This window comes from Legionella bononiensis (assembly GCF_016786215.1).
GTDB lineage: Bacteria > Pseudomonadota > Gammaproteobacteria > Legionellales > Legionellaceae > Legionella > Legionella bononiensis.
The window spans coordinates 72,677-98,946 of sequence record NZ_JADOBG010000007.1 but is presented as its reverse complement, the minus strand read 5'-3'; the positions used below and the strand labels follow the sequence as shown (position 1 = coordinate 98,946).

Here is a 26,270-nt window from a genome sequence, read left to right as displayed (position 1 = left end):
TAGAATAGAGTAACAAAATTCTATGAAGTCTGTAGCCGAGAATAGTGTGTATTTTGTGAGTGAACATCATGTGGCATACATCATTGACCAAACAGTTAGACATACAATTCCCGCTTATTCAAGCACCTATGGCGGGTGGCTCTACAACCCCTGAGTTGGTTGCTGCTGTATCCAATACGGGTTGTCTGGGGTCTTTGGCTGCAGGTTATTTGTCCCCAACAGAGATTAAGAGCGATTTAAAAAGGGTGCGTCAATTGACAAACCAACCTTTTGCCGTCAATCTGTTCATTCCTGAGCCGCATCAAGCCAGTCCAGAACAAATTCTTCAGTCCTGTAGGGCTATTACCCAATCCTGCAAGGAGTTAGGTATTGAAATAGATCCGACTACTGCACCCAAGATCCAATCGTTTGACGAACAAATCAGTGTGTTAATTGAAGAAAACATTCCTGTATTTAGTTTTACCTTTGGTACTTTGGATCCTTTTTGGATAGCTCAGTTTAAAAAAAATGGGACGGTTTTAATTGGTACAGCCACAAATTTATCAGAAGCACTTCTGCTTGAGGATAGTGGTATTGATTTTATTGTTGCTCAAGGCAGTGAGGCAGGGGGGCATCGTGGAACTTTTATTGGACCGGCTGAAGATTCCCTGGCTGGTTTGTTTCGTTTGTTACCTCTACTGGTTGATCAAATCAGTACTCCCATAATTGCCGCAGGTGGAATAATGGATGGCAGAGGAATTAATGCAGCTATTTCTTTAGGCTGTTCTGGCGTTCAGATGGGAACAGCGTTCCTCACTTGTTTTGAGTCAGGAATACCACCAATTATGAAACATACCTTGCTAGCTCAACGACAGGATAATACCGTTTTAACCCGTGTATTTTCAGGAAAACTTGCAAGGGGGATACGTAATAAATTTATCGTAAACATGGAGCAATACGCATCGAGTATCCTGGATTATCCTGTTCAGAATGCTTTAACCACCAGGATGAGAATAAAAGCCCGAGAACAAAATAATATCGATTATATGTCGATCTGGGCAGGACAATCTGCTTTTTTATGTAGGAATACTTCTGTAGCTGAATTAATTAATGCATTAATTCGTGAGGCTGAAGAGTAATCTGGAAGTACCTTATTCCATAGAGTCTTTAAACGAAAGTATACTGTTTAATATAGTACATAAAGACATGGGCTGTTATTGGTCTTAGTGAGCGCATATGTGTTATAATGTTCTATTTTAATCCATTGTATTTGAAGTAGCTTTATGTCACATGAAAAAATAGATAAACGGTTAGCCTCTCATTCATTATTTAAACGATCTGCGGGCAAGAATACTGAGCCACGTAAAACTATTATCATTGAACTGTATTCAGATTCAGATTATATGCCAGAAGAATTAACTCATGAACTAAATTCCAATACTGAAATCAGCTATTCATTAAGAGCGCAAACAAAACAAAAACAACGATTTATCTATGCCCTCGATAAAAAGATTCAATCAGCTATTGTAAATACACAAAAAAGTTATGGGTATTCTTGCGAGCTCGTTTACCTCGATGATAATAACTCATTGAAAGCATTCCTGGATATCCTTAATCCTGGTGATTCGCTTTTGATTATTGCCCAAAGCTGTAATAGGGAGCATTTAATTGCCGGCCTTGATGCCGATGCTTACATCGAATGGATAACAGAGGATCTTGAGCTTGCGGACAAACATTTGGACACAATTGAACTGTTTTCTTGCAATATGGGATGTGCTGAACACTACATTGATGAGTTAAGGAACGGATTGAGCTCGGTGTGTGATCGTATCATAGCTTATAAAACACTTTGCGCAGCGGGAGAACAGGGTAAGGTATTTATAAAGGAATCAAAGAGTGAAGCAGATGGAGATTTGTTTTATGATGAATCCAATTTGGATAATGAATTGAAAGTTATTCAGCGTTTAAGTCCTTGTGGGAATGTTTCAAGGCGTTCCATGTATTAACAGTTGATTCGAAGTCAATTTATAAAATCATGTCGGGTCAATGCCCCATAGCCGCCAGGCTAAGGAGAACATCAAAAGTAGCCCGGATGCAGTATAGTGAAATCCGGGAAGCCCATGCGCAGCATGGTGCTTTTTAATCGGTGCCCGCTTCGCGGTACTTCCGGGATTACGCGCTTCGCACTTCATTCGGGCTACTATTATTACAGAAATTCCTTATGTACTGAACGAGCGGGCCTTTGAATATCAGGAGCCTACTATGTCAAATGTTACCTCAACGTTACCACGAGTTGCATGTGAGTATGGACAAACCTGTTCATGAGCTTCTTTAACTAACAGAGCAAGTTCTTCTTTGCTAAAACTCTTATCTTCAATTTTCATTTTAACCGAGATCCCAAAACCACCTTTTTTACGAGGTCCAATTGAAACAGCGCAGGTTATCGTGGTTTTTGTTGCATCTTTTTTATGTTGCTTGGCTACATAATCAAGAGCTCCTCCAAAGCAGGCTGCATAACCAGTGGCAAACAGATGTTCTGGTGTAGTAGTTCCTTGTTTACCTGGACCGCCCAGCTCTTTGGGGACTGAGAGATTGACTGCCAGTGAGCCATCACTTGTTTCACTGCGACCATTTCGTCCGCCAACAGCAGTTGCAGTAGCTGTAAATAACGGATTAATTTCGTCAGACATCTGTATTCTCCTTCTTATATAAATTAATGACCATAATGAATAACGAACTCAATCTAAAATTGGTGACTTACAGAGTATCTTAGACATGATCGTTTTCAACGCATAAATTCTAAATTAATTCAGTATGAGAATAATTTCCCAATAATTCTGATAATCAAAGATTCGCCTATATATAGATCGAGACGGATTGTTTTGCAAGTTATTCAATAGGTTTAGCATTTCGTCACAAAGTTAAAACATCCGAACTATGATAAATACATCTATTGCCAATAGATAGCTATAGTTCCAAAGTCCAGGACAATTTTATAAACGAAAATCATGATGAAGAATTGATTTATACCATGAATAGCACTGATTCTTTTTTATAGCATTATTTGCATTATGTAATGAGATCATAAAATCTGATCATTGGGTTTAAGAAATCCTTAATAGTGCCATTCATATAATTTACCTAATGTTTAATTTCTATTTTATTTCGATTAGGCGCAATTAAGTTGTAATCTTGCCTGGAGTATAAATGATGCAATGGATTATCTTAAGTTATAATGGAAATTATAACTATGTATACCGTAATAAAGAGTCGACTATGGTTCTTAAGATTCCTAAGGAGGAATTTGGTGGAACCATTCCACTCACTGATATTCCTGAGCGCGCGGTACGTATATGGAATGAATTAAATTCACATATTGCTCCTTCTGCTCATATTGTTGAAACAACTTATGGGAAGGGTTGGATATGTCCTTTTATAGATGGAGAACAAGCTTCTGATAAGGAAATAGGGGCTGCTTTAGTGGATATTTATAATCGTTCAGGAAGAATTGTTATGGATGCTCTGGCGCCCAAGAATTTTATTAAAAGACGTTCTGATGGCTTGGTTGTATGTGTTGACGTGGGTTTGGCATTACAATTAGAACAGCAACAAAAAAGTACAAATCTTCACCGTGTAACACGGCAAAATAGCGAAACCAGTCTTTCCGAGTGGGGAAAAAGAGCTTGGTTTTTTGAAAGCAAGAATAGAGAAATTGAGGATAAATTGCCTGGGAAATACCCACATACACTGTCTACTTCCAGGGCTTTAATTTTCTTAAAAACGTACAGACCTGATCTTGTTGATGTAAGTTTTTTAAAACATGATCTGGAATTAAGGGATAAATTAGCAAAAGCTTATGCTGGATCTCAATTGTATTCCTTATCTAAGGACGAGAAAAAGCGTCTTCATGAAGACGCTTTGGCCCATTTAGATCATGTTTTAATGCAACCTATTCAGTACGATCCAAATAGCACGGGTAGTGATTACCCTTCATCACAAGCAACCTCAAGTTCATCTGAACCAAGCAATTCAATTGATAAACAATGTCAGAAAGACCAGAACGACGATGACGATGACGATGAAGAAGAGGAGTCTATAGTAGATGATTTGAAAATAACCTTGATTCTGGAAGAAAATCCATCATTTCCACAACACCACGAAGATCCAATTGAAATTGTCCAACGTTTTTGTATTAATGAATTAATAAAATTTAAGGAAGAAATTCAACTTAAATTGCATATTGATCCTAATTCTCATAAATCCCAATTGTTCAAAGAAAGACTAACAACTGAAAGAGAATTAAATTATGCAGATACCTTAATTGCATGCATCTCACAGATGAATACTTTGGACGATGTAAAAGAAAAAATAACTAATCTGAAACAGGTTATTCCAAATTCTAGTCAGGAACTTAGTAATACACTTGATCAGTGTTTACAAATCACTAATTCTTTTGAAACAGAAGTTGAATCAATTTTATCTCCTTCATAACAACGATCTCTTAAGTCTGATTATTTTGATAATCAGACTTAGTGTATTTGTAGCGAGGGCGGATTCAACCAGTAAGTTTAACTGGTTTTTTGCGCAACCCATACCGTCGCATCACCACATTCTGGATCTCTAATTTTATGCGCCAGTACTTTTAATTGATTATCTGCAAGTATCTGTTTGTATTCTTCGGTTGAAAGAGATGCATGGTATAAATCGTATCCTCCATTATCACTCCAAACTTCATCCAATTCAGGTCCTGTTGTAAAGATTAATAAACCCTGTTTATCAACAAAGGAAGCCAGTAACTTTAATGTCATTCTTTGATCATCATGAGGCAAATGGAACAAGCTATGCCAAGCAATAACTGCATGGTATTGTTCATTCAAATCTAAAGTACGCATATCTGCTAAAATCCATGTGCTCTTTGGAAATCGCTGTTTGCACAATTCAATCATTTTTATACTGGCATCTATACCGGTTACCTCATAACCTTCAGTAATTAAAAATTGAGCTATGGGTTCTCCAGTGCCACAGCCTACATCTAATATTTTGCTTTTAGGCTTGAGATATTTTTGAATGAAATTTAAATAAAATTTCTCCATACTCAGATCTTTACTGCGATTCAGGTCAAACCAATCAATTATCTCATTATATACTTGATAAACTTTATCTTTATTCCTTTCCGTCATGTTAAACCCTTGCTGCAAATACTTCCTGTATTGTAATAACAGAGGAGCGTTCGTCAATAAGTCTATGATTTTTAATTGAATATATTTTTAGGGCATCCATAGGTTTTATGGTATTTTTAAATTTAACTCTATTTTTTGTATGAGCTTGTTTAATGATAGGCGTTTCATAGGACACATCATTTTCTCTTTCTATTTCCCAATCTTTTTCTTGAGAGAAAATAGTGAGCACACTGAATTATTTAAAGTTAATGCATTATACATAGTGGTTTATTTAATCACAATATTAACTAAATTGGCTTATTTTGATGCTAAAGGCACTATGAATCACGAGGTTACATAACACCTTCAAATCGATTAAAAATTGAATTTAAGTAGATGATGTCATGGACATATTTAACATGGAACGTCGTGACACTTCACCGGCTTCATTGCCATGTATTGTCAAGCATCGCTGTTCTGTTCCATCTTTGAATACAGTGACTGCAGGAGCTCTGTGCACTAAACCGATAGATTTATTAGCTTTAGTTGGATTGAATAGTTGATCTCCTTTTTTGTAACAATAATCAGCTACTGCATGACCATCCAGATCAGGAGCAAACTGTTTTGTCTTAAAATCAACTACCATCATCTTACGGTAACTGTTTTCACTTGAGTAATTTTTCATGGCTTTTTCACCATAAAAACCCCATTGAGCTAGAAATTTATCGAAAGAACGCTCCCATGAATCATGTAAACCGCGACCTAAAACAGCGTCATCAACCGGATTAATCTCTCGTCCTAATAGAAAATCGACAATCCGTTGAAACCAGGAGCCTTGATGCTGTTCACGATAGGCATTTCTGTGAGCCTTTGGAGAGATTACAACGGAATAATTTCTCTTATCCTTAGGAAGGCTGAAAAATGCTTTTCCGGTATCCAAATCCCAATTGGAACCCCAGGTTCCTAACTTTATAAAAGACAGACATAGCGTCGAAAGAATTCGGGAAAAAATATTATTTCCCAGGGCGCGATTGAAATAATCTCTTCCTACTTGTGCTGTGGAAGCAAAAGTGCGCGACGCATATAATCCACCCAAAGTCTGTTTTTGTTTTGGATCATCAGCCTTAGGCAGTTGATGGAAATGAGCGGCTACTTGGCTGGCAATACTTCCGCCTAAAGAAACACCGTGTAATACGATTTTGGAATGGGGTATTCCCTGATCCAGTAATGATTGAACTTGCGCAATACCTGAATTAACCAGATCTTGAGCTATTTCAACCTGCCCTTCACTGTTTAAAATTCCTGGGTAATTAAATTGAACTGCGGTAACCGGAACACCATCTTTGCCATAACTCAGCAGATCTTCTGCAACCTGTTGATAGTCCTGTTGAAAACTCCCGCTGTTTCCGTTGAAATAAACAATTGTAAGATGATCATGTTTATTTTCATCATTAACCAGATCATTCGAAGCAACAATCGTTTCCAGTTCAATGGTAGTGTCACGAAGGGTCATTGAAACGGGTTGTTCATTAAAACGAATCGTTCCATTATCTGATTGATATATTGGATTATACTTTTTCAACGCTTTATATTGTTTGTGTTGTATCGTATCAATTTCAATGATGCCAGGGTCTTTCTCAAGATCAAAAGTGGGTTTTTTGTAGCCGGCAGGAAAAATCAGTGGGCCTAAAGTTTTACCCAATACTGTGGATGGGATGGTTTTATAATGCTTGTTTTCACTGTTTGCCGAGTAAGCAATAATCTGACCGATTGCCCCGCCAATTAAACGAGTATCTAAAAAACAAAAACGCAGCAGCCATTTGAGTTTCGAGTCTGAGTTTTTAAAATCTTCCCAGGCAGATTTTTTGACTGTCGGTTTTGGTTTTAGCTCTGTAAATAAAGTAGCGAGGTAGGCATGCTCCTGTCTTAAGGAATGCTCTGTAATTTCTTGTTTTTCGGAGGTAACTTTTGTACGGTTTTCAGTTTCATTGTATTCGATATGTTCAACATAAAATCTGTTTTGTTCCCTGTACAGCTTAATTTCTTTATCCATGGTTTGGTCATTTTTATCTTTACTGTATCGAATTATGATGGTGTCATTGAATTGATATTGATCATATATCGCCTGAAAGTCATTAAAAGTAATTCGCATAGTTTTCCTCATTTATATTCAGGGACAGTAAATTTGCTGATTATTATACCATCATAAAGATTATAAATACAGCAGAATGTTGCATGGTTCATACATTGAGCGATCCTAGAAGTGCCGTTTATAACGAGTTTATTCGACAGAACTATTGCAATCCATAGCCTATGGAAGTGTTTTAACGAACTCCCTATTGCAGTTTTTATTGTGTTCAAATTGAGCAATTATGTGTTTATGTGTTAATATACGCCGCAATTGATTCGGAATGGTCTTATTTATATGGCAGATATTAAAGTACATGTTTTAAATTTTCATAGCATTTGGACTCATATTGAGATTGTACTTGAAAATACATCAACAAAGCCTCATACCTATTATGGGATTAATCGTTGGGAAACTCCTACCAATAATTGGAGTGTAGCCGGACCCAAAGCTTATATTGCTCAGGCGGATTCTTCCTATACCTTTGATATAGAGGCTAATCCCACCGAAATCACTAAAAAATGGCGAACTTATTGGGCAGAGACTTGGAGTGAGGCTGGTATATTAAGTAACAATTGCGCTGTGGCAGCACAATGGTTTTTAACTGAGTTTGCTGGTATTCCAAAACCAAGTTTGTCCAATCTTAGCTTAAACCTTTTAGCTTTTGGTATCATGTGGCCAAGTTTTATTCCCTGCCCTGTTACACTGTCTGGACGTGTCATGTCCAATGTCAAATTTCATATTGAAGCCAGAACTAACCCGGAAATTTCGGCTCAATACAGTTATTTATTTTTATATACGAGCATTGCTTTGGCAACGTTGGTTTTTGCCGCTTCGGTATTTGCTCTTGCTGTTGCCGCCTCAATTCTGACTGGAGGGATTGCTACTGCGGCAATAGTTGGCTGTAGCATTACGGGAATAGCAAGTTCTTATGGATTTTTTAAAGCGTATAATCTGTTATCTGCAAAAAATTCAGCAGAGGATTATTATAATTCAAAGAAACAATCAGTGGACGAAGATCAGTTATCGGAGAGCACTATAGAAAACAGCGCGTTTAATGCGTCATAAATACTTATTTGCTCGTGTACACTGTCTAAATTGATAGGTGCGCCCTGCCAGCTCATTCATAAGAATTATGAATAAGGCTCCCGGATTCCAACCGGAACCGGGAGTTGAATCGATCAGGCAAATGAACGTGATGAAGAGGCTATGTGATCTTCCTCAAGCTCTTCATCTAACGCCGCTTTGACTATAGCTGAATGGGGCATTGGAGCAAGAATGTTGGGGAATAGAGCCAGTCGTTCATTTTCTTCCAAACAGTTCTCTTCCAGATTCAGTTTAGCTGCTACCTGAAGATCAGCTGTTACACCACTTTCATGTGAATCATTAAATCCTGCCAGAATTCCTCCATGCCATAAACCTGCTATACCCTGTGCTGTATGCAATGCTTGTTGGGCTTCATAATATTCAATACCCATTTTCGGGTGACGATAATGAACTTCTTTAAGCACATTCTTGGGCATAGGCTGACCTGGTAAAACCCATTATTTCATTACAGGTACTTCTCCTGCTTCAAATTTCCAGGGTTTAGTCATAGTATTCGCAGATTGAGTACCATCGTATCGACTATGAACAACAGTATTGTAGGGTGATCTGTATGCAGGATCCTGATGAAATACTATTGTAGTATCGTAATAATATACATTATTCAGTTTTTCTTTTAATGCCTTTATCGCATCATCCTGAACATCCGTCAGAAGCTCTTTGGTAACGTAGGCAGGCGTGGTGATTATGACATCATCATAGACAATGGCTTGCCCACTGTCATCCATGACCAAGGTGTCGTCTTTTTTTAATAAATGGTATTTTGTTGCTCCATCAACAACGATGGGTACTAATTTTTTAATTCCTGAATTTAAATTAATTTGGGTATTTGTACATTGAGCTGCCATTTTTTCAATGTAAGTGCTTAATCCTTCAGGGGCATCAAACCAATCTTTTCCTGCCGCTAAATAGTTCATCGCATAATGGGCACAGAATTTTTTTATCATTTCGATTGGCACGCCCCATCCTGATGCAACCAATGGATATAGGAACTCATCAGCAAAATCTTCTCTATGGGTAAAAAAGTCTGCACATTCTTTTTTGAAGATTTCTACAAACTCTTCAAGGGTCATTACCTGATCCGAATTAAGTATTTTTTGTTTGGCGTCATTGATGAGATCATTCATATTGAGCAGGTTATACAGTTCAGTCAATATTGTATTTACTGATACACGGGTTACCGTTTGTTTTCTTTTAATTTTAAATAAACCACATACTGAAAGGCTGCAGGAAGTACGTTCGCTTTTATCTTTACCATCCGAGGTATGATATAGTGGAGGAAGAACTACATGATCCTTTTTATTTAAATCGTCAAAATCCATATTCAGTTCGAAGGGATCTAACTTGACATTTAGATGATTAAATAATTGATGTACATTAGGATATAATGAAGGAGGTCCTATGAATTCTGCACCGCCTTCAAGAATTACATTATTAAGTTTTATACTGTGAATATGACCACCAAGTCTATCAGCTTCCTCAAATACAGTTACTTTGAACTCTTTTTGACTTTCTAAAGCCCAGGCGGCTGTTAGTCCCGTCCCTGATCCGATTACAGCAATATTTCTTTTATTTAAATCCGAGCGTTTAGGCATATACAAATTCCATTTCATAAAACATGAAATAGTAAACTAAACGCTTAAAGTGAAAATGTAAATATATTCTCGTTAATTAATCATATAAATCAATATCGTAAAGAAGCTCTCAAACGCTGAGGATTTTTTAGTACTTTTAATGCCAGAGCGATAGATGGCATGATGAGATCGGCAGATAACAAAGCATCTGCAGCACCACCCTCCTCTCCTATGATTGCGATACCGAGTATCGATTCTTTTAAAATAAAACGGTCGTTTCGTCCATTACCAATAGCAACTGTCTCTTTAGGGTTGAGTTGATGCAGGTATTCACGTTTAGTAATGGCCTGATTTTCAGCGGGGGTAATGGTTAATTTGCAGTTGATATGCTCCAGTTCGGCTTTAGCCGTACCATGGCCGTCACCGGTGATAATATGCAGTTCCAAATGTTTTGATAAGCTATTAAGCGGTTCAGAAATGCCTTGAATTAATTTACCATCAACAGCCAGAGTCCCATTAAAATCAATTAATGCATATTTTAAATTTAAGTCACCAAATCCTGGAATATTAATAGTTATCATGGTTCCCTCACTTTCGTTTTAATGGGTGTTTAATAAATGAGCCAGTTCTTTAAAATCCTGTGCGATAATATCTGCGTGAGCCAGTTGATTCCTGTTAAGCGTTGTAAGTAAACCTGCAACCAGCATTCCACCCGCTTTGGCTGCTGTGACACCATGTTCCGAATCTTCTATAACCAGACAGTGTTCAGGATTTGATTGCAGAAGATGAGCGGTTAATAAATACCCTTCCGGAGAGGGTTTGCCCAAAGTTACATCTTCACAACTTACTATGGTTTTAAAATACGGAGCCAGGCGACCGTAGTGAATTTTTTCCAGAATTTTTAGTATTGAATAACGATTGGAACCGCTGCAGATACCAATTTTTTCATAGTGTTTTGCTACTCGGATTAAAAACCAATCCAGGTCCGGAATCATTGGTAATTGTTCGCTTTTCTCGATGAGCTCATTATAGACTGCGACCTTGAGCTCAATCCATCGATTGATTTGGGTTGAAGAGAACTCAACACCTTTATCATTCAGTATCCTGGGAAAGACGCTGATATCGCTTAATCCAAGGTAATTGGCCCTATATTCTTCGTAATCAAGACTAATACCTAATTGATTTAATACCTGGATTAATGCCTTAAAATGTAAGGGTTCACTGTCAAGTATCACACCGTCAAAGTCAAAGATTATCGTATTAATCACTGTCTTACCCCTGTGCATTGAATTGATTAAATACACGTATCGAATGGTTTTCCTCTAGAACATTACGAATACACCAGACTTTTTTTAAAGAGGATGGTTCATTTTATTTTAGACAAGTATTCATGAAAATGCTTTTGAATTAGAACAGATAACCAACGGTAAACAGGTATTTAACTGGCACACCTTATATAAATGACAAAGAGTTTACTATAGTTAGAGTAGTATGAATCTGATAAGAGCAGCTATGTTTGATATAAATCAATTGCTAATGGTCGTTATCTCCGGGTTATTGTTATGGATTGGAAATTACTATATTCCACTACCGGCTTTAATCAATCTTCTTTTTAACATGTTTATTTTAGTGATATTGGTACTCTATATCATGCAGTTTTTAGGCGTTGTCAAAGAGGTTCTTCCCTCTCCTAAATTATTCAAATAAAACAGAGTTTCCTGGGCTGCTGGCCTGAACCAACAAGCCCAGAGTCTAATGACTAAGCTGATTTTGAGTATAAGGCGATGGCGTTTCCTTCAGTATCCTGAATTATTGCTCTATGGCCATAAGGACCCATTTGTTCTTTAGGGCTTAATAAGCTACCGCCATTTTGTTGAGCTGCTTCTATAGTTTTATCTAGCCTGCCTTCAACGTTCAGATAGATCAGGGGACCATTAAGTGACGGTGTTCTGTCTTGCATCACAGCCAGACATCCAGAAACATTGTCCTGTACATGAGGTAAAAGCCCAAATTCAAATCCATGCTCTGAAATTTTTTGAACTGTAGGTCCAAGTAATGCGGTATAAAATCTGATAGAACGATCCAAATCAAGAACCGGTATATCAACCCAACAAATTGTATTCGAATAACTCATAAAGCACCATTTAAATTGAAAACATGGCATCATAAATTATAAAGATAATAATGAACATATCTTCTTATTGTTTATATTTTTATATTCTCGCAGTTTGATTAATAAAGTTGCTTATTGAAAAACAGATTTCAATCCTATATTGTGCATTGATGATTATTAGGTTCGGATAATCTTGAATAGTACTGAGAATAAGGGAGTATGCATGAAAGAGAGCAAGTCAAAAGTATTCAATTTAAGTGATTATAAAATACTCGATTATTTGGTGAAGCATGTGGACTTGGAAATCAACCTATCCAAAGATCCAGTGGAAACAAAAGCATCTATAACGATATCACCCAATCCTGAAGTGGAATTACATTCGAACGATTTGATTCTGGATGGGGAAAACATGAAGTTAACTTCAATTTTGCTCAATGGAAACGTACTTGACGAATCGCAATATGAGTTAACTGAGCATTCTCTAATCATCAAAAATGTGCCTCAAGGTGAGCCTTTTATCCTGACTACCACTACTCTTCTTGGGGAAAATACGGATTTATTTGGTTTATACAAAACTGAGGGAACAGTACTAGTAAAGGCTGAGACTGAAGGGTTGCGGCGCTTACTGTTTTGCAATGATCGCCCAGATAATTTGGCAACTTATAAAACCACAATAATAGCCAAAGAGCAGGATTATCCTGTTTTATTATGTAATGGAAAAGTGATTGGACGAGCTCAATTGTCTGATGGACTTCATTCAGTAACCTGGATGGATGACGTACCTAAACCCAGCTATTTATTCGCTATGGTTGCAGGTAATTTGCAACGTTCAGAAGCCCATTTTACAACCCGATCTGGTCGTGATTTGCCTATTGTATTTTATGTCCCTCCTGCGGCAACTGAGAAATGCTCCTTTGCCAAAGAAGTTCTTGCTGCTGCAATGGCCTGGGATGAAAGAACGTATAACCTGGAGTGTGATCTACACCAACATATGGTTGCAGGCGTCGATAAATACGCATCGGGGGCTTCAGAACCAACAGGATTGAATTTATTCAATACTGCCAATTTGTTTGCCAGACCAGAAAGTACAACTGATTTAGGGATTTTACGGGTTCTTGAAGTTGTAGCGCATGAATTTTTCCATTATTGGTCAGGTGATCGGGTAACCATTAGAGATTGGTTTAACTTGCCCTTTAAGGAAGGTTTAACTACGTTCAGAGCCGCCATGTTTCGTGAGGAGTTACTAGGTACTGATTTGGTAAGGCTTCTTGATGGAAAAAATCTGGACTCACGTGCGCCCAGACAAAGCACCTATACTGCAGTTAGAAGCTTATATACCGCGGCTGCTTATGAGAAAAGTGCCGATATTTTTCGTATGATGATGCTTACCATGGGTAAGGACTTATTTTATAAAGGAATGACCGAGTTTCTGAAAACTCATGATGGTAAAGCGGTGACTCTTGAGAATATGCTGGAGTCATTAACCAACACCAGTGGCGTGAATGTACACCCATTTTTATCCTGGTTTACTGAGCCTGGTATCCCTGAATTGAATGTTACGGATGAATACAATCCTGAGACAAAAACATATACTTTAAAAGTCAAAACTATTGATGGTAAGGCAAGACCCATACCCTTGATGATGGGATTACTAGATCATTCGGGTAAGGAACTTAAGGAAGATACCCTAGTAATGATCGATAAACCTGAAATGGAGTTTACATTTAACGAAGTTGAAGCTCGTCCTGTCCCCTCTTTATTACGCAGTTTTTCCGCTCCAGTCTATCTGAACTATCCATACTCACAAAACGAGTTATTAGTACTCATGCGACACGATACTAATATTTATAATCGTTGTGAAGCAGCAAAATCAGTCGTAATCCAGATGATCAAAGATTATTGTGCTGATAAGCCTTTAGATTGTACACCACAATTTTTTGACAGTTATCGCGCTGTATTAACGGATAAATCACTCAATGAATGGCTACAGGCGGAGCTTTTGACATTGCCTTCTGAAGAAGACTTGGCACTTGAATTTGCAAAACCTGATTTTGATAAAATTGCGGAAGGTCGTCAATTGATTCAGAAGGCCATCGCCCAGAAATTACAAGCTGATTTATTTAAGCGGTATAATGAATTGCAATTGCAAGGACCTTCCTCCTCACCGCAATTTACGATTTTTGATATAAAAGACGCCGGTGCTCGTCGTTTAAAAGAAGTATGTAGTTCCTATTTTCAATGTACAGACTCACTACAAACTGAAAAATATTTAGTACTGCAATTTAAAGATTCGTTAAAAATCAACATGACTCAAACTTATTCAGCGTTGAAGCTGCTGTGTGAGATGAATTCGGATAAAGTCGATGGATTATTAAAGGATTATTATCAACATTGGAAAGATGATGCAACCGCAGTGAATTATTGGTTTACCATTCAAGCATCAACTCATTCACCTAGCGTTGTTCAACGAGTAGAGGATTTAACACATCACCCTGCTTTTGATTTATCGAATCCGAATAAAGTATATGCATTGTTGCGATCATTTATTAAAAATCCGTATGGATTTCATGCGAAATCAGGACAGGGTTATCAACTCATTACCGATAAAATTCTGCTTTTGGATAAAATAAATCCCACATTGGCTGCAAGTTTGACAGAAAGTTTTGTTAATTGGGATACATTTGATGAATCACGAAAACACATGATGTTGCGAGGTTTAAATCAAATTTACACTAATGCGGTATCTGATGATGTGAGAAATGCAGCAAAAAAGGGGTTGGACAAAGTAAAGGATAAACCGCCTTTACCAATTCATTTAACATTTCTCGGCGGAACATCTACTGGAGAATCGTCTCAGACTGTTGATGAACAAGAGACAGTTCCGGGATATAATCAATAAGTTAAAGTTAATTACATAATTCTCGACCAGGTGGTGTTGATAACTCCGATTTCAACACCCTTTTTTCTTGTTTCTATCCGTTCCATATTAATTATTCGGTGACTATTTCATGAACGATGTTTGATCCCCTCATCCGCCTAACGGCACCTTCTCCCTGAGGGAGAAGGAAATTTTACTGAGATTTAGATAATTTTTTAAATGTAACATTTTGAATTTTTGCCCAATACTATTTAAGGCTAATTAAAGGGTCCTCGCTTTCGCAAAAAAGCCCATTTCATATAAATTGTAAAATATGAAGCTCAATATGTATTTTTAATACATAGAAGATTTCTCAAGGCTTGCGATTGATTTACAGAGTTCATTTCTTTATCTAGAATTGACTTATACCCATTGAGTAAGGACATCAATAAATGGATATTGCCTCGCTCAGAACATTTTATGCCGTATCTCAATTACATTCCTACACGAGAGCAGCAAAGCAACTCCATATAACCCCATCAGCCGTAAACAAGCGCATATCCAGATTGGAAATGGAAGTTGGCGCCAGTTTGTTTAGCCAAATTGGTCAGACAGCCAGACTTACTGAAGCGGGAAAATTATTATTACCTTTTGCTAACACGATCATTGTGGCATCAACTGATGCAATTAAATCAATTAAAGAAATAGGTGATAAAGCAATAGGAACCATTATTTTAGGTGTTACATTTTTTGCTGGCTTGTATCGATTACCCAAGATACTTAAAGCATTCTTGTTACAATACCCTGAGGTAAATTTTGATGTTCGGTTTCAATTTCCTGCAGATTTATATTTAGAGATTGAAAAGACCAATCTTGATTTTGGTATTTGTACTTTGATTCCTTTACTTCCTCCTCATGTACGTACCTTAGAATTATGGAAGGAAGACATGCAGGTTTTTGTTTCAACATCTCATCCGCTTGCACAGTACGGTCAATTGTCCACTGAAATTCTTGCCAAGTATCCAGCTATATTACCCGAGCCAGGGTATGCAATTCGAGATTCAGTAGAGCATTTATTTATGGAATCGAATTCCAATTTAATAGTAAAAATGGATATGAATAATTTAGAGGTAATAAAGGAGTTATTGTTGTTAGGATTAGGATGGGGTGTTTTGCCCACTGATTTTTCTTCTCCCGAGTTAATCGCTTTGAATGTCCCTGGATTCCCTGTTTGCCATACTTATTATCTGGTTTATCACAAAGGAAAAAAAATCACTATGACGGAACAAAAATTTGTCGAATTTTCCAGTCAGTTTGATTTTTCACTCCAGATTAAATCTTAAGAATCGATCAATTAATTAGCTTATCTAAAACCTTGCCTTGGCTTAAAGGAAGATCATGGTAATCCTGCATTGTTCCAAATATTCACTTTATGGTGAATATTATTCCCTGATTTTTAACCAGGTGTTAAGCGACCATGAAATATACTGAAACTGTTATAAACGTATATGAAAAATCAGACCAGGAGTATGTGATGCGCAACCCAATTAATCAGACTGAGATGAATTCTCAGTTAGAGGCTCTTAATGAGTTATTAACAAACGAAGATAAAATCAAGATTCAAAAAGTAACTATGGAGTATATAGAAAAAAGTAACAAAATAATGGCTAAAGAAGGTATAAATGAAGCGCAGATCGCTGCAGAGCAAGCTCGAGAAGAAAGTAAATTATTTAATAAAATTAAAGAAGTATTAATTGATTCCAAAAATAAAGACAAAATACTGTCCAAGTTCAATGCTGTTATGGATGCTGTTGTGGCGATAATATGTTTTGCTTTATTTTTAACTTTATTTCCAGCACTAATAGCCAGTTTTGTTGCTGTAGCTATGGTACACCCAATTTTGATGCTTCCCGCAGCCCCCTTACTTCTAGCTATTTTCACCAGTGTTGCTTCTCTTGTGGCTCAAGGGGTGCGCCAGGATAACTATCAAAGTAAAGAAGAGTATGAACAGGAACAATCTGATTTAGACACTCAAATTGATAACGGTAAACGTGCTTATACACAACTTTATAGCTTTTTTAATTCTGAAAAAGCTTCAACTGCTAAAGAACATGTTCATGAACTGGATGATGTTTACGTGCAAAATCAGGCAACGGTTCATTAATCAACTTGATAATTTAGAAGGATTTTAACCATCATTGGTTAAAATCCTTTAAATCAATATTCAATTTGTAGTGGTGCTTGTAGTCGAAGTATCTGTCTTTTGTTCCTTTACATTACCAGAACAATCACCAGCGATGGTATCTATGGATTGATCATATTCTTTATCAGTAATAGTCTCTGATTTTTTGATGAGCTCCATGAGTTTAGGTTGGGCGCACTCGCAGTATGAAGTGGTAAATTTTTTATCCTCTTCAGTTTGTTTGGGATATATTAAACTCCATCTATCCAGACAATATTCGGTGAAGTCAGCTGCTTTGGCATCTGATAAGCCAACCTCTTCTTCCAGAGAGTCCATTGCATCATGGAGTAAAGTTCGTGACAAACAAAGCTGAATGGCTTTGTTTATTGCTTCTTGATTGTCCAGAGGTTGCGCCGATGTACAAGCACAATATTTTTCGCCGAAATTTTTATAATCTACTTTATCAGTGGCTTGTTCGCCTTTAGTCATCCAGGAATTGATACAAGCAGTTTGAAAGTAACTGTTGGGTTGAGTTGTATTGTCAGAGTAGGCTGATATGGAGAACAGCCCAGCAGTAGCAGCAATCAACATTGGTTTTAATGAAAAAGCACTCATTATTGGTCACTCCATTGATTAGATTGTATTGATTTAGTACTTATGAATTCCTCATGGGTAAAGCACAGAAATTATATCATCAGTAGCATAACTCATGTCTTTTAAGTTAGCTACTGAATGAACAGTACAGCACACTAATTAACTTCCTTTATTAGGCGCTATGGATGGAAGATTCTGATCAATTTCTTCTTTAGACTTCTCGATAAACGACTGACCTTTGGATTGCCAGAATTTTGGTGAGTTACCGGTCACTGCTGAAAAGATTGCCAAAACGGCCAGACCAGGTAATATTCCTGTCAGAATGATGCCTAATACAGCAGCTGTATTTGCAATGTATCTTTGCCATTTAGGATCTTTATGTTGTTTAATGTCCTCATTAGCATCATTTAATTTGGTATAAAACTCGACAACTTTATCGCTGGGTTTTTTAATCGATTGATCATTAAGATGCTCATATAATCCGCTCACAATATCAAACTTTTTCTTCAGAATTGAGGTGGACTCTTTTTCAGGCCATACGTTTATTTTATGAATCTCTTCAATAACATTCGATAGATTTTGTTTGTTAATTACAAGGTCGGGATTAACTGTTTGTTTTATTTCAGTTGCAAGATGTATTAGATACTCCTGAGTTAAAGGAATGAGTTTGGTTTTAACCAATAATTGACATTGTAATTCAGTATCATTATTTAATAGTTCTTTTAGACGCCTGTTTTCATTCTCTGTAACACTGACATTTTTAAATGCTCTTTGAGCTTGCTCCTGAACTCTGTTTTCAAGTACGACATTCTCTACTGAAAGGTTTGAAATATTGGCTCTAAGAACTTCATTTTCTCTTTGTATAGTGGAATTATCTCGTAATAGTGAGCTTTGTACAGAATGCAACTCGATAACGCTCTCTTCCAGTGTTTTATTCTGATCCGCCAGATCTCGAAGTTGTGATTGAAGTTCTTCAATTTCTGAATTAAGTTGGTCTATTTTGATATTCGCCGGATTTACTGCCCCTAATCCAATAGCAAGCCCTTCAATTTGAGCATATAAATCATCATTATTTATGAATAATGGCTTAATGTCTTTATGAAGATCCAATCCTTCTTTTACAATGTATTGAGCAATTAATCGAATTAAATGATCTCTTTGCTCTTCAAGGTCATTTTCCCAATTGCTGTAATCCAGCTCAGCATTTAATGCTTTGAAATCAGGTAACCCTTTTCTGAATTGTTCCAGATGTTGATGCACTTTAATCGCTTCAGCCATCATATTTTCAACTTCATAGTTAATGCTGTCATCAAGGGCTTCATTCATAACCAGATTAACCCATTCAAGAGAGTTTTGAGTTGGGGCTGTCTCATGTTCTAATTCCATTCCACCAGCAAACTCCTTATATGAAAGAAGTTCTTGTTCAATAAACGATTTGAGAACTTGAGGGTTATGATTGTGTGAGCTCAATTCCTCTATTGCCTTCAGGGTCTGTTTTAACTTAATGTCGAGTTGATATTCATTAATATTTGTCCCTTCAGATTGTTCATTTAAATGGGTGCTAATCTCTTGAATTTTATTTTGTAGAACTGTAAAAAATGCATTCCCCTTCAATTTTACAGCAATACCTTTGTAATCTTCTTTTAATGATTTTTGTTTCATTGTCAACGTGGATTCAAGGCTTGTATTTAATACCTCATTGATCTTTTGCGCCAATTCGTTGCCAGGATCTTTTGCCAATTCTTTAAACGCTACAAATGCTTTTTGAACTGCATAATATAGAGCCTCTCTTTCGTTTGGATCGGTAAATTCATCCTGCAAATAAGGTCTTCTCACCTCTTCGATTAACATTCCTAATCCATCTAATAGAAGTCCAAATCCTTCTTTTGTATCAAGTGTGGCTACAAATTTATCCAATACAACAGACGCGGATATATTTTCGGGCGCAACAGGTTTATCTTTCAAATCACTCAGCGCCTTTTTGTGTCGACACAGAGTGATAAATCGATCTACGGATTGATTGATTGTTTCACTTAAAGGTAAATCGTCTTTTAGACCTAACTCCTGATTTAGATGAATGCGGGCATGTTCATAATTTAAAAAATGTCCACCGGGTACTGCTGGGACAATGGATTCAAGATAAGTATCATTATGAGCTTGGTAATGGACTATACGTTGATCCAGGACATTCCAGATGCGTTTGATAAACGCTTGTTCCTGTCCTAATGTGGGATAGGATGTTGTATTAAAATGACGGTATGCTTCTCTATTCTTAATGATGTCGTTATATAATCGGTAGTATAACAATTGAACTTGTTTATCAAAGTCAGGGGAATATTGTCCTTCTGGAAATAACTGTGCGATTAAGTGTGCAAAAGGATCATCTGGATTTTCGACTGGGCTAAGCGCGACATCGTGCCTTTTTAGAAAATCTATAATTTTGATTATTACCAGTTCCTGTACGTGATCAGTTGAACCATTCGGCTCTAGTTTCCTTTGTTGATCCGAAAGGTTTCCTGAACCAGTTCCATGATGGCCAGGCAAGCTATTGAGCGTAAATTTCGTTTCAGAAGAGGCGCACTTGGGGACAATAGGTTTAAAGCATCGTGTTCTTTCGTTTTCATAAGTATATTGTTCATATTCTGAAACAATCTTGGGAACTGTATAGAATCGTGGATCTCTCCAGGCAAGGCTTGATGCATGAGTGATAACCATAAAATTGCCACCGGGAACCGGATCGATATTTAATATGGATAATTTCGCTTTACCGATATGCTCAGCAACTTTATCAAGGTCGATTTCGGATAAAGCAGCACTGTGTTGCCCGTTCATTGCTGCTCTAGTGTATTTACATACACTGTTAGTTAATTGGGACTTGTCATAATCAGGATTTGATAGGAGAGTTTGAATACGTTCCAGTTCATGAGCTACAAGAATCGCTTCAACAGCGCCGCGGCTATGCGCTATAATGCTGATATTTTCTTCGCCACGACTCATTGCTTCAAGTATTGCTTGTACACCACGAGCAATTCTATCACCTACTTCTTGCCCCAATGTAGTTGGACCATTTATGACAGCAACATGTGTGTTCCTGAATTGTGTGACATCGTCTTGTTTTAGCTGAACACCATGAATCATAGTTGATACATAACTTAATGTTTCTGCTTTATCGTATGCATTGTCAACATGACTTGGTGAATAAGCTGTATCTGTTCCTAATAGTGTCAAAGTAAAAGTCATTGGATTCTCTGATTTTATCGTGTCCTTTTAGTATATTATATGATCATTAAGGGAGTGTTAAATGAGACAACAACAGTGTAAGAAAATTAATTAGTTCCAAAATTCGTGGTTTTTTGGACATGTGCTCTAGTATCGCTACTTATGGTTATTTATCGTGCGACAAGAAAAAGCTGTTGAACTTTATTAGGGTCTTTTGACAATTTATTTGTTCAATTACCCGCAAACGCCTACGTACCGCGGCTTGTCCTCGGTATCCAGAGATCTTATGGATGGCGCGGACAAGCCGCACCAAGTAGGCGTTATAAAGCAGTTGTCAACAGTCCCTAATTTCAACAACTTTTAGTTTGAAGAGTATAGAGAAGAGTACTATTTTATTTAACTGATATTGGCAAATAGTCTAACTTGTCTGCTACTTGATGTGAGTATTCATCGCCTTGTGATCGCGTAAAGAATAGAGGCGATTTACCCGTATAGCTGGAATACGCTGCGAGTGCAATCAGCCCGGGGATTATTCCTGTACAAATTATTCCAATACTTACCATACAATTCTTGAAAAACTGCATCCATTCTGAATCGCGATGCTGCTTTAACTGAGCATTATTATTTTTTAATGTCTGGGCGAATTGTGTAATACGGTCACTTGGTAAAGGAATAGCATCCTTATCTTCCAATTGGTTTAAAAGATTCTTAGAGATAGTGTATTTATTAGCTATCATTAGGTATTTTTGCTGGTCTGATTCATCACCAGAGAGATCGGGCAAAATATCATATGATGTTTTGGCATTAATCGATGGATTAAGTCTCTTTGCTTCATTAAGTAAGTGATCAAGATATCCTTTAGTTAAAGGTATTAACTTTGTTTCTATAAGTTGTGTGCAGGTCATTTCTTTAGGGGAAACTAATTGCTGTATTAATCGCTCCTGAGCTTTGATCTGTTTTTGATGTTCCTCTGAATTGTGTTGGATTCGCTGAGTTTGATTTTGCTGAATGTTTAAAAGCTCTTTTGCGAAACTTTGTTTAATCCGCTCTAATTCTGTAGCTAATTGACCTTGATTCACCCTGTCTTCAGAAATTTGCTGAATTAATTGAAGTTGTTCCTTTTTTAACTCCGCTACTTCACGCGCATTGGAATTTTTATTTTCCAATAACTGAGCATTAAGTTCTTCCAAAGCGGCTTTACTTTCAGTCAGTTGCTGGGTTAATTGGATTTGTGCCTCTTTTAACTGCTCTACTTCATGCGCATTGGCACTTTTATTTTCAGTCAACTCATCAGTCAAGCGTTGCAGAGCCGATTGGCTTTCGGACAGTTGTGTCGTTAACTGCTGTTGTTGCCGTTTTAGTTGTTCGGTTTCAGCACTGCGCTCTTCCTTGTTTTGGCTGTACTCTTCGTTCAGTCGTTCCAAAGCAGCTTTGCTGTCCTTCAGTTGTTGGGTTCTGTCCTTCAGTTGTTGGGTTAATTGCAGTTGTTCCGTCCTTAACTGTTCCACTTCAAGCGCATTGGAGCTTTTATTTTCAGATAATTGCTCCGTCAAGCGTTGCAGAGCCGATTGGCTTTCGGACAGTTGTATCGTTAACTGCTGTTGTTGCCGTTTTAGTTGTTCGGTTTCTATTCTATATGCTTCTTTAGTTTGATTTGATTCATTAGTCAAACGTTCCAGATGTGATTTATTTAGATTAGCTATCTCGTGTACTTGTTGATTTTGGCGATATAAGTCCTTTATATGCAGATTTTGGTCCTGTTGTGCTCTGGATAATTGCTCTATTCTCTCACTGTTTTCATTCAGATGTGATCTTAAAATTTTTATATCTTTAAATAAATCAGCAACTTCGGGATTTACACCTCCCAAAGCTATGGCTTGAGCCTTCACTTTTTGAAAAAAAACATCTTTGATGTTAGCTGGTTTATCATGCAGATCCCAATTCTTTTTGATTAAAATTTCAGCTGCAAGTTTGATTACCCTGTCTCTATGTGTGGACAAAAGTTCAATATTGATATCAATAGGCTGCGCTCCTGCTAAATGTTTGACATGATCAAAGCCATTAATTAACGTATCAATATTGTCATACAGCAGATCCAGCTCAGTCAGAGAAGAAGCATCATCTACAGTATCCAATTCAAAATAGCGGTCCAGATTGCATTCTTTTTTTAACGTGCACTCTAAAATTTGCGCTAAAGCCTTACGCTTTTCTAAATGGTCACCATCCTGTAATGCTTGAAGCTGTTCATTTAAAACAGTTTTGATGTTAATGACTGTTACGGGGGAAACTTCTTTTAATGCATTAATTACTGACCTGATTATATAAGAGCGTTCGTTTTCTTCTGTTGCTGCTAAACCTAGTTGTTCAAGGAATATGTTAAATGATTCCTTAAATTGTGTATTGGGTACTAAATAATTTTTTAGTCGAGCATTCAGTTCGTTAGATTGATCAATAAGTGAAACATAGTGTATTTGTGCTGTATTTTTTAAACTGGAGCGTAAGATTAAATCACACTCATCAATAATTTTATTGATCGGAGCATCCTGAGGTTGTCTTTTGAATTGTTGCAAGGTGGCAAAAACTTTATCAATTTCTGCTAATAAATTTGTTTTCACTTCTAAAGATAGATGATTGCGTAAATACTTCTGACTAATCGATTCTAAAAATACGGAGATTGCTTCGAAGGTTGCTTTACGATCTGCTTCAGAATCTAATAAAGCTTGCGAATGCATTGCTAAACTACTAGACATATCCGCTGCTTTGGGTTCTAGAGCTTGAACATATCCGGTGAATATACTATTAAGAACATTACCTAATTGAGTGATAAGTGCGTCGGGTTGATATTCATCACTATGCACCTTAAATTCCATGTGTTTGAGCAAATATAAAAATGCATGTTCTTTATTAATGAATTGACCACCTAAAGATGGAGATAACGAGTCTAAAGAAGTATAGTTGTGCCCATCGGCATGTATGTATCGAGCACCTGAACTGGATGCTTCACTACCCAGATACGCATATGATGTACCATTAAAATATCGGTATGCTTTATCATTAATCTGTATTTTTTTATAGATCTCCAATAACAGTTCGACTCGATCTTGTTTCCCTGCCGAAAAAAATTGATTTGCAACTTCATCCAATGCCGGATGTTCCAGAGCTACAGGAGAGGTCACTCTATCAAAGAGACCTGTACTGTTGTTGATGAAATTTAGTAATTTGACAATCGCTAATTTTTGGACCAAGGATGAATCTTTGTCATCTCCACTAACTGTAATATCATCAAACTGTTGGGTATAAAGATTTCCACTTGCGGTACCATGATGTCCTGGCAAAATTAATGGTGTCTGATCTTTGAATTTTATGGGGATAAAACAACGGGTACGTTCATCACGGAAAATTAATAATTCTGCATTGGAACATGGTGGTTTAACATAAAATCTCTCATCCCTCCAGGCGACAAATTTACCAATACCTCGCCAGCTTCCACCGGGAACAGGATCCATTAAAAACATATTGATTTTAGCAGATGATAGTCGATCAGCCAGTTTTGTCCTTACCTCAGGGGACTCCTTCACGTCAGCAAAGAGCTTCTTCACAGCCTTTGAAGTATAAGTACATGGTGAGTTAGCCATTATTTGATGAATGGTTTGAGAAGGTTTTGTGTTAAGTTCTGTTTTGATTCGTTCAATTTCATGAGCGATAAGTATAGATTCTACAGCTCCACGACTGTGAGCAGATATTTGAATGTTTTGTTTCCCTTCAGCAAGGGCTTTTAGTATGAGAAAAACCCCCTGGGCTATACGCTCGCCAACCTCGGAACCAAGAGTTGTTGGTCCATTCACAACATCTACCGATGGTGTGCTGAATGATAAGGGTTGATCTATATTAATTTCAGGATCGTTTTCTCCTAGCCTGTCAGCAACCACTCTCGCCATATAAGATAAGGATTCGCCATTGACATAGGCTCTCTGTTCTTTAGGAACTACTGTATCTTTTGTAAGTTGATGTGGGTATGTAGGTCTATGGGTATATACGGTATCTGTTCCCAGCATGAACAAGAAATAATCTCGATTTTGTGCTACTGGTTCATCTAACAAAACTTGCAGTAAGGCATGCAAATCATTATGTTTAGGCATGGTAAGCTCCACTTCTCAGGAGCCAACTCGAAAAAATTCCTTTATTAATCAGTTCTATATAGTATATGTTTAAATTAAAACACTGGAATATTCTGTACAATTTACTTATGATTTATTGTTGCAGATACTACCATTTTAACAATCCTTTTGATTTTCGAAGCGGCATTAAGTTTAAAAAAAGTACAATTGTATGCTTGTTTGCCTGAACTGTCAATAACTGGCAAGGTGTGTTGTATCGATGCATTTGCCTCCATTTAACCTACTTCATCAATAGAGTTCTCAAAACGTGTATCAGCTCTTATATGTATACTTGAATATCAATTTTAAATACTCAGCTCAATCAATTACAACCAATTTCAAGGAAGTGGTCATGTTGTATTGGGGTTGAAAAAAAATATTATGGTTGATTATGATGCAGTTTTGAAATGAGCTTATTTATCAATGAATTCACAACTCTATGCACAAGGTTATCCACAGAATTTGTGGATAACACAATTAAAATAGTAGATGTAAACTGAAGCTATAGCTCATATATAGCCTGAGTCTTCAAGAAACATAGAAATAATAAATGCAGAGTTTTATGAGAATATGCTGGATTTATCCACAGGATGTAAGAACGTGAATAAATTGAAATTGGGGATGTATAATAACAAATCTAATATTAAATTACATGCTAAATTTGAGATTTTTTAAAATTTTTATTTATTATACTATTAAAAACTGTATTTCATATTTTCAAAGAAACAAGCATTAGCTGTTAAGATTTTTTTTAAGAAGGATCGCATCTTCTACCCCGTTGTTATCTTTATAATAATCTTTTTTAATTTCAACGGTTTCAAAACCTAAAGATTCATATAGATGTATAGCAGTATAATTACTTGGCCTAACTTCCAGAACTACATGTTTCGTGTCTGTAAATTTTGACAAGGAATAAAGCACCGTTTGTAATAGTTTTCTCCCCAATCCTTTTGACTGAAGTGGTTTGGCAATACAAAAATTTAAAATATGGCAACTATTGTTACTTATTCGGGAAATAATATATCCGCCAAGAATTGGACTATCGCCATTGTTTATTTCAAGCACGCGGCAATCATAGCCAACCAAAACACAGTCTCTTAATATATCTTTACTCCATGGAGCAATATGAACATTAGTTTCAATAGAATACACATTGTCTATATCTGATTCTTTCATACGACGAATGTTAAGTATCATTCGATGC

Annotated in this window: 21 protein-coding genes; 8 read left to right on the top strand and 13 right to left on the bottom strand. The window is 36.9% G+C overall.

From position 1 onward, the window contains the following. Positions 1 to 68: 68 nt before the first annotated feature. Positions 69 to 1,118, top strand: a complete 1,050-nt coding sequence (locus IZU94_RS04735; protein WP_203108518.1) for an NAD(P)H-dependent flavin oxidoreductase — start codon at positions 69 to 71, stop codon at positions 1,116 to 1,118. Between the two features lie 144 nt (positions 1,119 to 1,262). Then, positions 1,263 to 1,985 (top strand): hypothetical protein, encoded by a 723-nt coding sequence (locus tag IZU94_RS04730; protein ID WP_203108516.1) that lies wholly within the window; start codon positions 1,263 to 1,265, stop codon positions 1,983 to 1,985. Positions 1,986 to 2,228: 243 nt separating this feature from the next. Here IZU94_RS04730 and IZU94_RS04725 read toward each other — a convergent pair whose 3' ends face one another. Beyond that, entirely contained in the window at positions 2,229 to 2,669 is a 441-nt protein-coding gene (locus tag IZU94_RS04725) for an organic hydroperoxide resistance protein (RefSeq protein WP_203108514.1), read from the bottom strand. 517 nt (positions 2,670 to 3,186) lie between these two features. On the opposite strand from IZU94_RS04725, the gene IZU94_RS04720 reads away from it, so the two are divergent. Further along, positions 3,187 to 4,470 carry a hypothetical protein gene (locus tag IZU94_RS04720; RefSeq protein ID WP_203108512.1) on the top strand — a complete coding sequence of 428 codons (1,284 nt, stop codon included), beginning with the start codon at positions 3,187 to 3,189 and terminating at the stop codon, positions 4,468 to 4,470. Between the two features lie 77 nt (positions 4,471 to 4,547). On the opposite strand, the gene IZU94_RS04715 is transcribed toward IZU94_RS04720, so the two are convergent. The 3 genes from IZU94_RS04715 to IZU94_RS04705 all read right to left on the bottom strand — a co-directional run bounded on the left by IZU94_RS04715 (position 4,548) and on the right by IZU94_RS04705 (position 7,290). Further along, complete coding sequence (locus IZU94_RS04715; protein WP_203108511.1) at positions 4,548 to 5,159, bottom strand: class I SAM-dependent methyltransferase; 612 nt, start codon at positions 5,157 to 5,159, stop codon at positions 4,548 to 4,550. A 1-nt stretch (position 5,160) separates the two neighbouring features. Next, the gene (locus IZU94_RS04710; RefSeq protein ID WP_203108509.1) at positions 5,161 to 5,388 is read right to left on the bottom strand and encodes a hypothetical protein; all 228 of its coding nucleotides are present in this window, start codon (positions 5,386 to 5,388) and stop codon (positions 5,161 to 5,163) included. A gap of 138 nt (positions 5,389 to 5,526) precedes the next feature. Further along, positions 5,527 to 7,290, bottom strand: coding sequence for an alpha/beta hydrolase family protein (locus tag IZU94_RS04705; RefSeq protein WP_203108508.1), 1,764 nt, complete (start codon positions 7,288 to 7,290; stop codon positions 5,527 to 5,529). Between the two features lie 273 nt (positions 7,291 to 7,563). Between IZU94_RS04705 and IZU94_RS04700 the strand changes: the two genes are divergently transcribed. Then, positions 7,564 to 8,334 (top strand): hypothetical protein, encoded by a 771-nt coding sequence (locus tag IZU94_RS04700; protein WP_203108506.1) that lies wholly within the window; start codon positions 7,564 to 7,566, stop codon positions 8,332 to 8,334. Between the two features lie 113 nt (positions 8,335 to 8,447). On the opposite strand, the gene IZU94_RS18145 is transcribed toward IZU94_RS04700, so the two are convergent. The 4 genes from IZU94_RS18145 to IZU94_RS04685 form a co-directional block, all read right to left on the bottom strand. Beyond that, entirely contained in the window at positions 8,448 to 8,789 is a 342-nt protein-coding gene (locus IZU94_RS18145; RefSeq protein ID WP_238400683.1) for a hypothetical protein, read from the bottom strand. Between the two features lie 21 nt (positions 8,790 to 8,810). After that, the gene (locus IZU94_RS04695) at positions 8,811 to 9,965 is read right to left on the bottom strand and encodes an FAD-dependent oxidoreductase (protein WP_238400682.1); all 1,155 of its coding nucleotides are present in this window, start codon (positions 9,963 to 9,965) and stop codon (positions 8,811 to 8,813) included. Between the two features lie 89 nt (positions 9,966 to 10,054). Next, positions 10,055 to 10,525, bottom strand: a complete 471-nt coding sequence (locus IZU94_RS04690; protein ID WP_203108504.1) for an HAD family hydrolase — start codon at positions 10,523 to 10,525, stop codon at positions 10,055 to 10,057. Positions 10,526 to 10,543: 18 nt separating this feature from the next. Next, entirely contained in the window at positions 10,544 to 11,212 is a 669-nt protein-coding gene (locus IZU94_RS04685; RefSeq protein ID WP_203108502.1) for an HAD family hydrolase, read from the bottom strand. A 223-nt stretch (positions 11,213 to 11,435) separates the two neighbouring features. Here IZU94_RS04685 and IZU94_RS04680 point away from each other — a divergent pair, with 223 nt between their 5' ends. Continuing rightward, positions 11,436 to 11,651 carry a Thivi_2564 family membrane protein gene (locus IZU94_RS04680; RefSeq protein WP_203108500.1) on the top strand — a complete coding sequence of 72 codons (216 nt, stop codon included), beginning with the start codon at positions 11,436 to 11,438 and terminating at the stop codon, positions 11,649 to 11,651. Positions 11,652 to 11,703: 52 nt separating this feature from the next. Here the strand turns inward: IZU94_RS04680 and IZU94_RS04675 are convergent, their stop codons facing one another. After that, the gene (locus IZU94_RS04675; RefSeq protein ID WP_203108498.1) at positions 11,704 to 12,078 is read right to left on the bottom strand and encodes a VOC family protein; all 375 of its coding nucleotides are present in this window, start codon (positions 12,076 to 12,078) and stop codon (positions 11,704 to 11,706) included. A gap of 202 nt (positions 12,079 to 12,280) precedes the next feature. Here IZU94_RS04675 and pepN point away from each other — a divergent pair, with 202 nt between their 5' ends. From pepN to IZU94_RS04660, 3 genes are all read left to right on the top strand, one after another. Then, positions 12,281 to 14,956: an aminopeptidase N gene (gene pepN, locus IZU94_RS04670; protein ID WP_203108496.1), complete on the top strand. Its 2,676-nt coding sequence runs from the start codon at positions 12,281 to 12,283 to the stop codon at positions 14,954 to 14,956. Positions 14,957 to 15,366: 410 nt separating this feature from the next. Beyond that, complete coding sequence (locus IZU94_RS04665; protein ID WP_203108494.1) at positions 15,367 to 16,257, top strand: LysR family transcriptional regulator; 891 nt, start codon at positions 15,367 to 15,369, stop codon at positions 16,255 to 16,257. Between the two features lie 134 nt (positions 16,258 to 16,391). Beyond that, on the top strand, positions 16,392 to 17,078 hold the full coding sequence (locus IZU94_RS04660) for a hypothetical protein (RefSeq protein ID WP_238400681.1): 687 nt from the start codon (positions 16,392 to 16,394) through the stop codon (positions 17,076 to 17,078). 60 nt (positions 17,079 to 17,138) lie between these two features. Here IZU94_RS04660 and IZU94_RS04655 read toward each other — a convergent pair whose 3' ends face one another. The 4 genes from IZU94_RS04655 to rimI all read right to left on the bottom strand — a co-directional run bounded on the left by IZU94_RS04655 (position 17,139) and on the right by rimI (position 26,263). After that, positions 17,139 to 17,711 (bottom strand): hypothetical protein, encoded by a 573-nt coding sequence (locus IZU94_RS04655; RefSeq protein WP_203108489.1) that lies wholly within the window; start codon positions 17,709 to 17,711, stop codon positions 17,139 to 17,141. Positions 17,712 to 17,849: 138 nt separating this feature from the next. Further along, a complete protein-coding gene (locus tag IZU94_RS04650) occupies positions 17,850 to 20,930 on the bottom strand; it encodes a hypothetical protein (RefSeq protein WP_203108487.1) in 3,081 nt (1,026 codons plus the stop codon). A 371-nt stretch (positions 20,931 to 21,301) separates the two neighbouring features. Then, entirely contained in the window at positions 21,302 to 25,048 is a 3,747-nt protein-coding gene (locus IZU94_RS04645) for a coiled-coil domain-containing protein (RefSeq protein ID WP_203108485.1), read from the bottom strand. Positions 25,049 to 25,798: 750 nt separating this feature from the next. Further along, a complete protein-coding gene (rimI, locus tag IZU94_RS04640) occupies positions 25,799 to 26,263 on the bottom strand; it encodes a ribosomal protein S18-alanine N-acetyltransferase (protein ID WP_203108483.1) in 465 nt (154 codons plus the stop codon). Positions 26,264 to 26,270 lie beyond the last annotated feature (7 nt).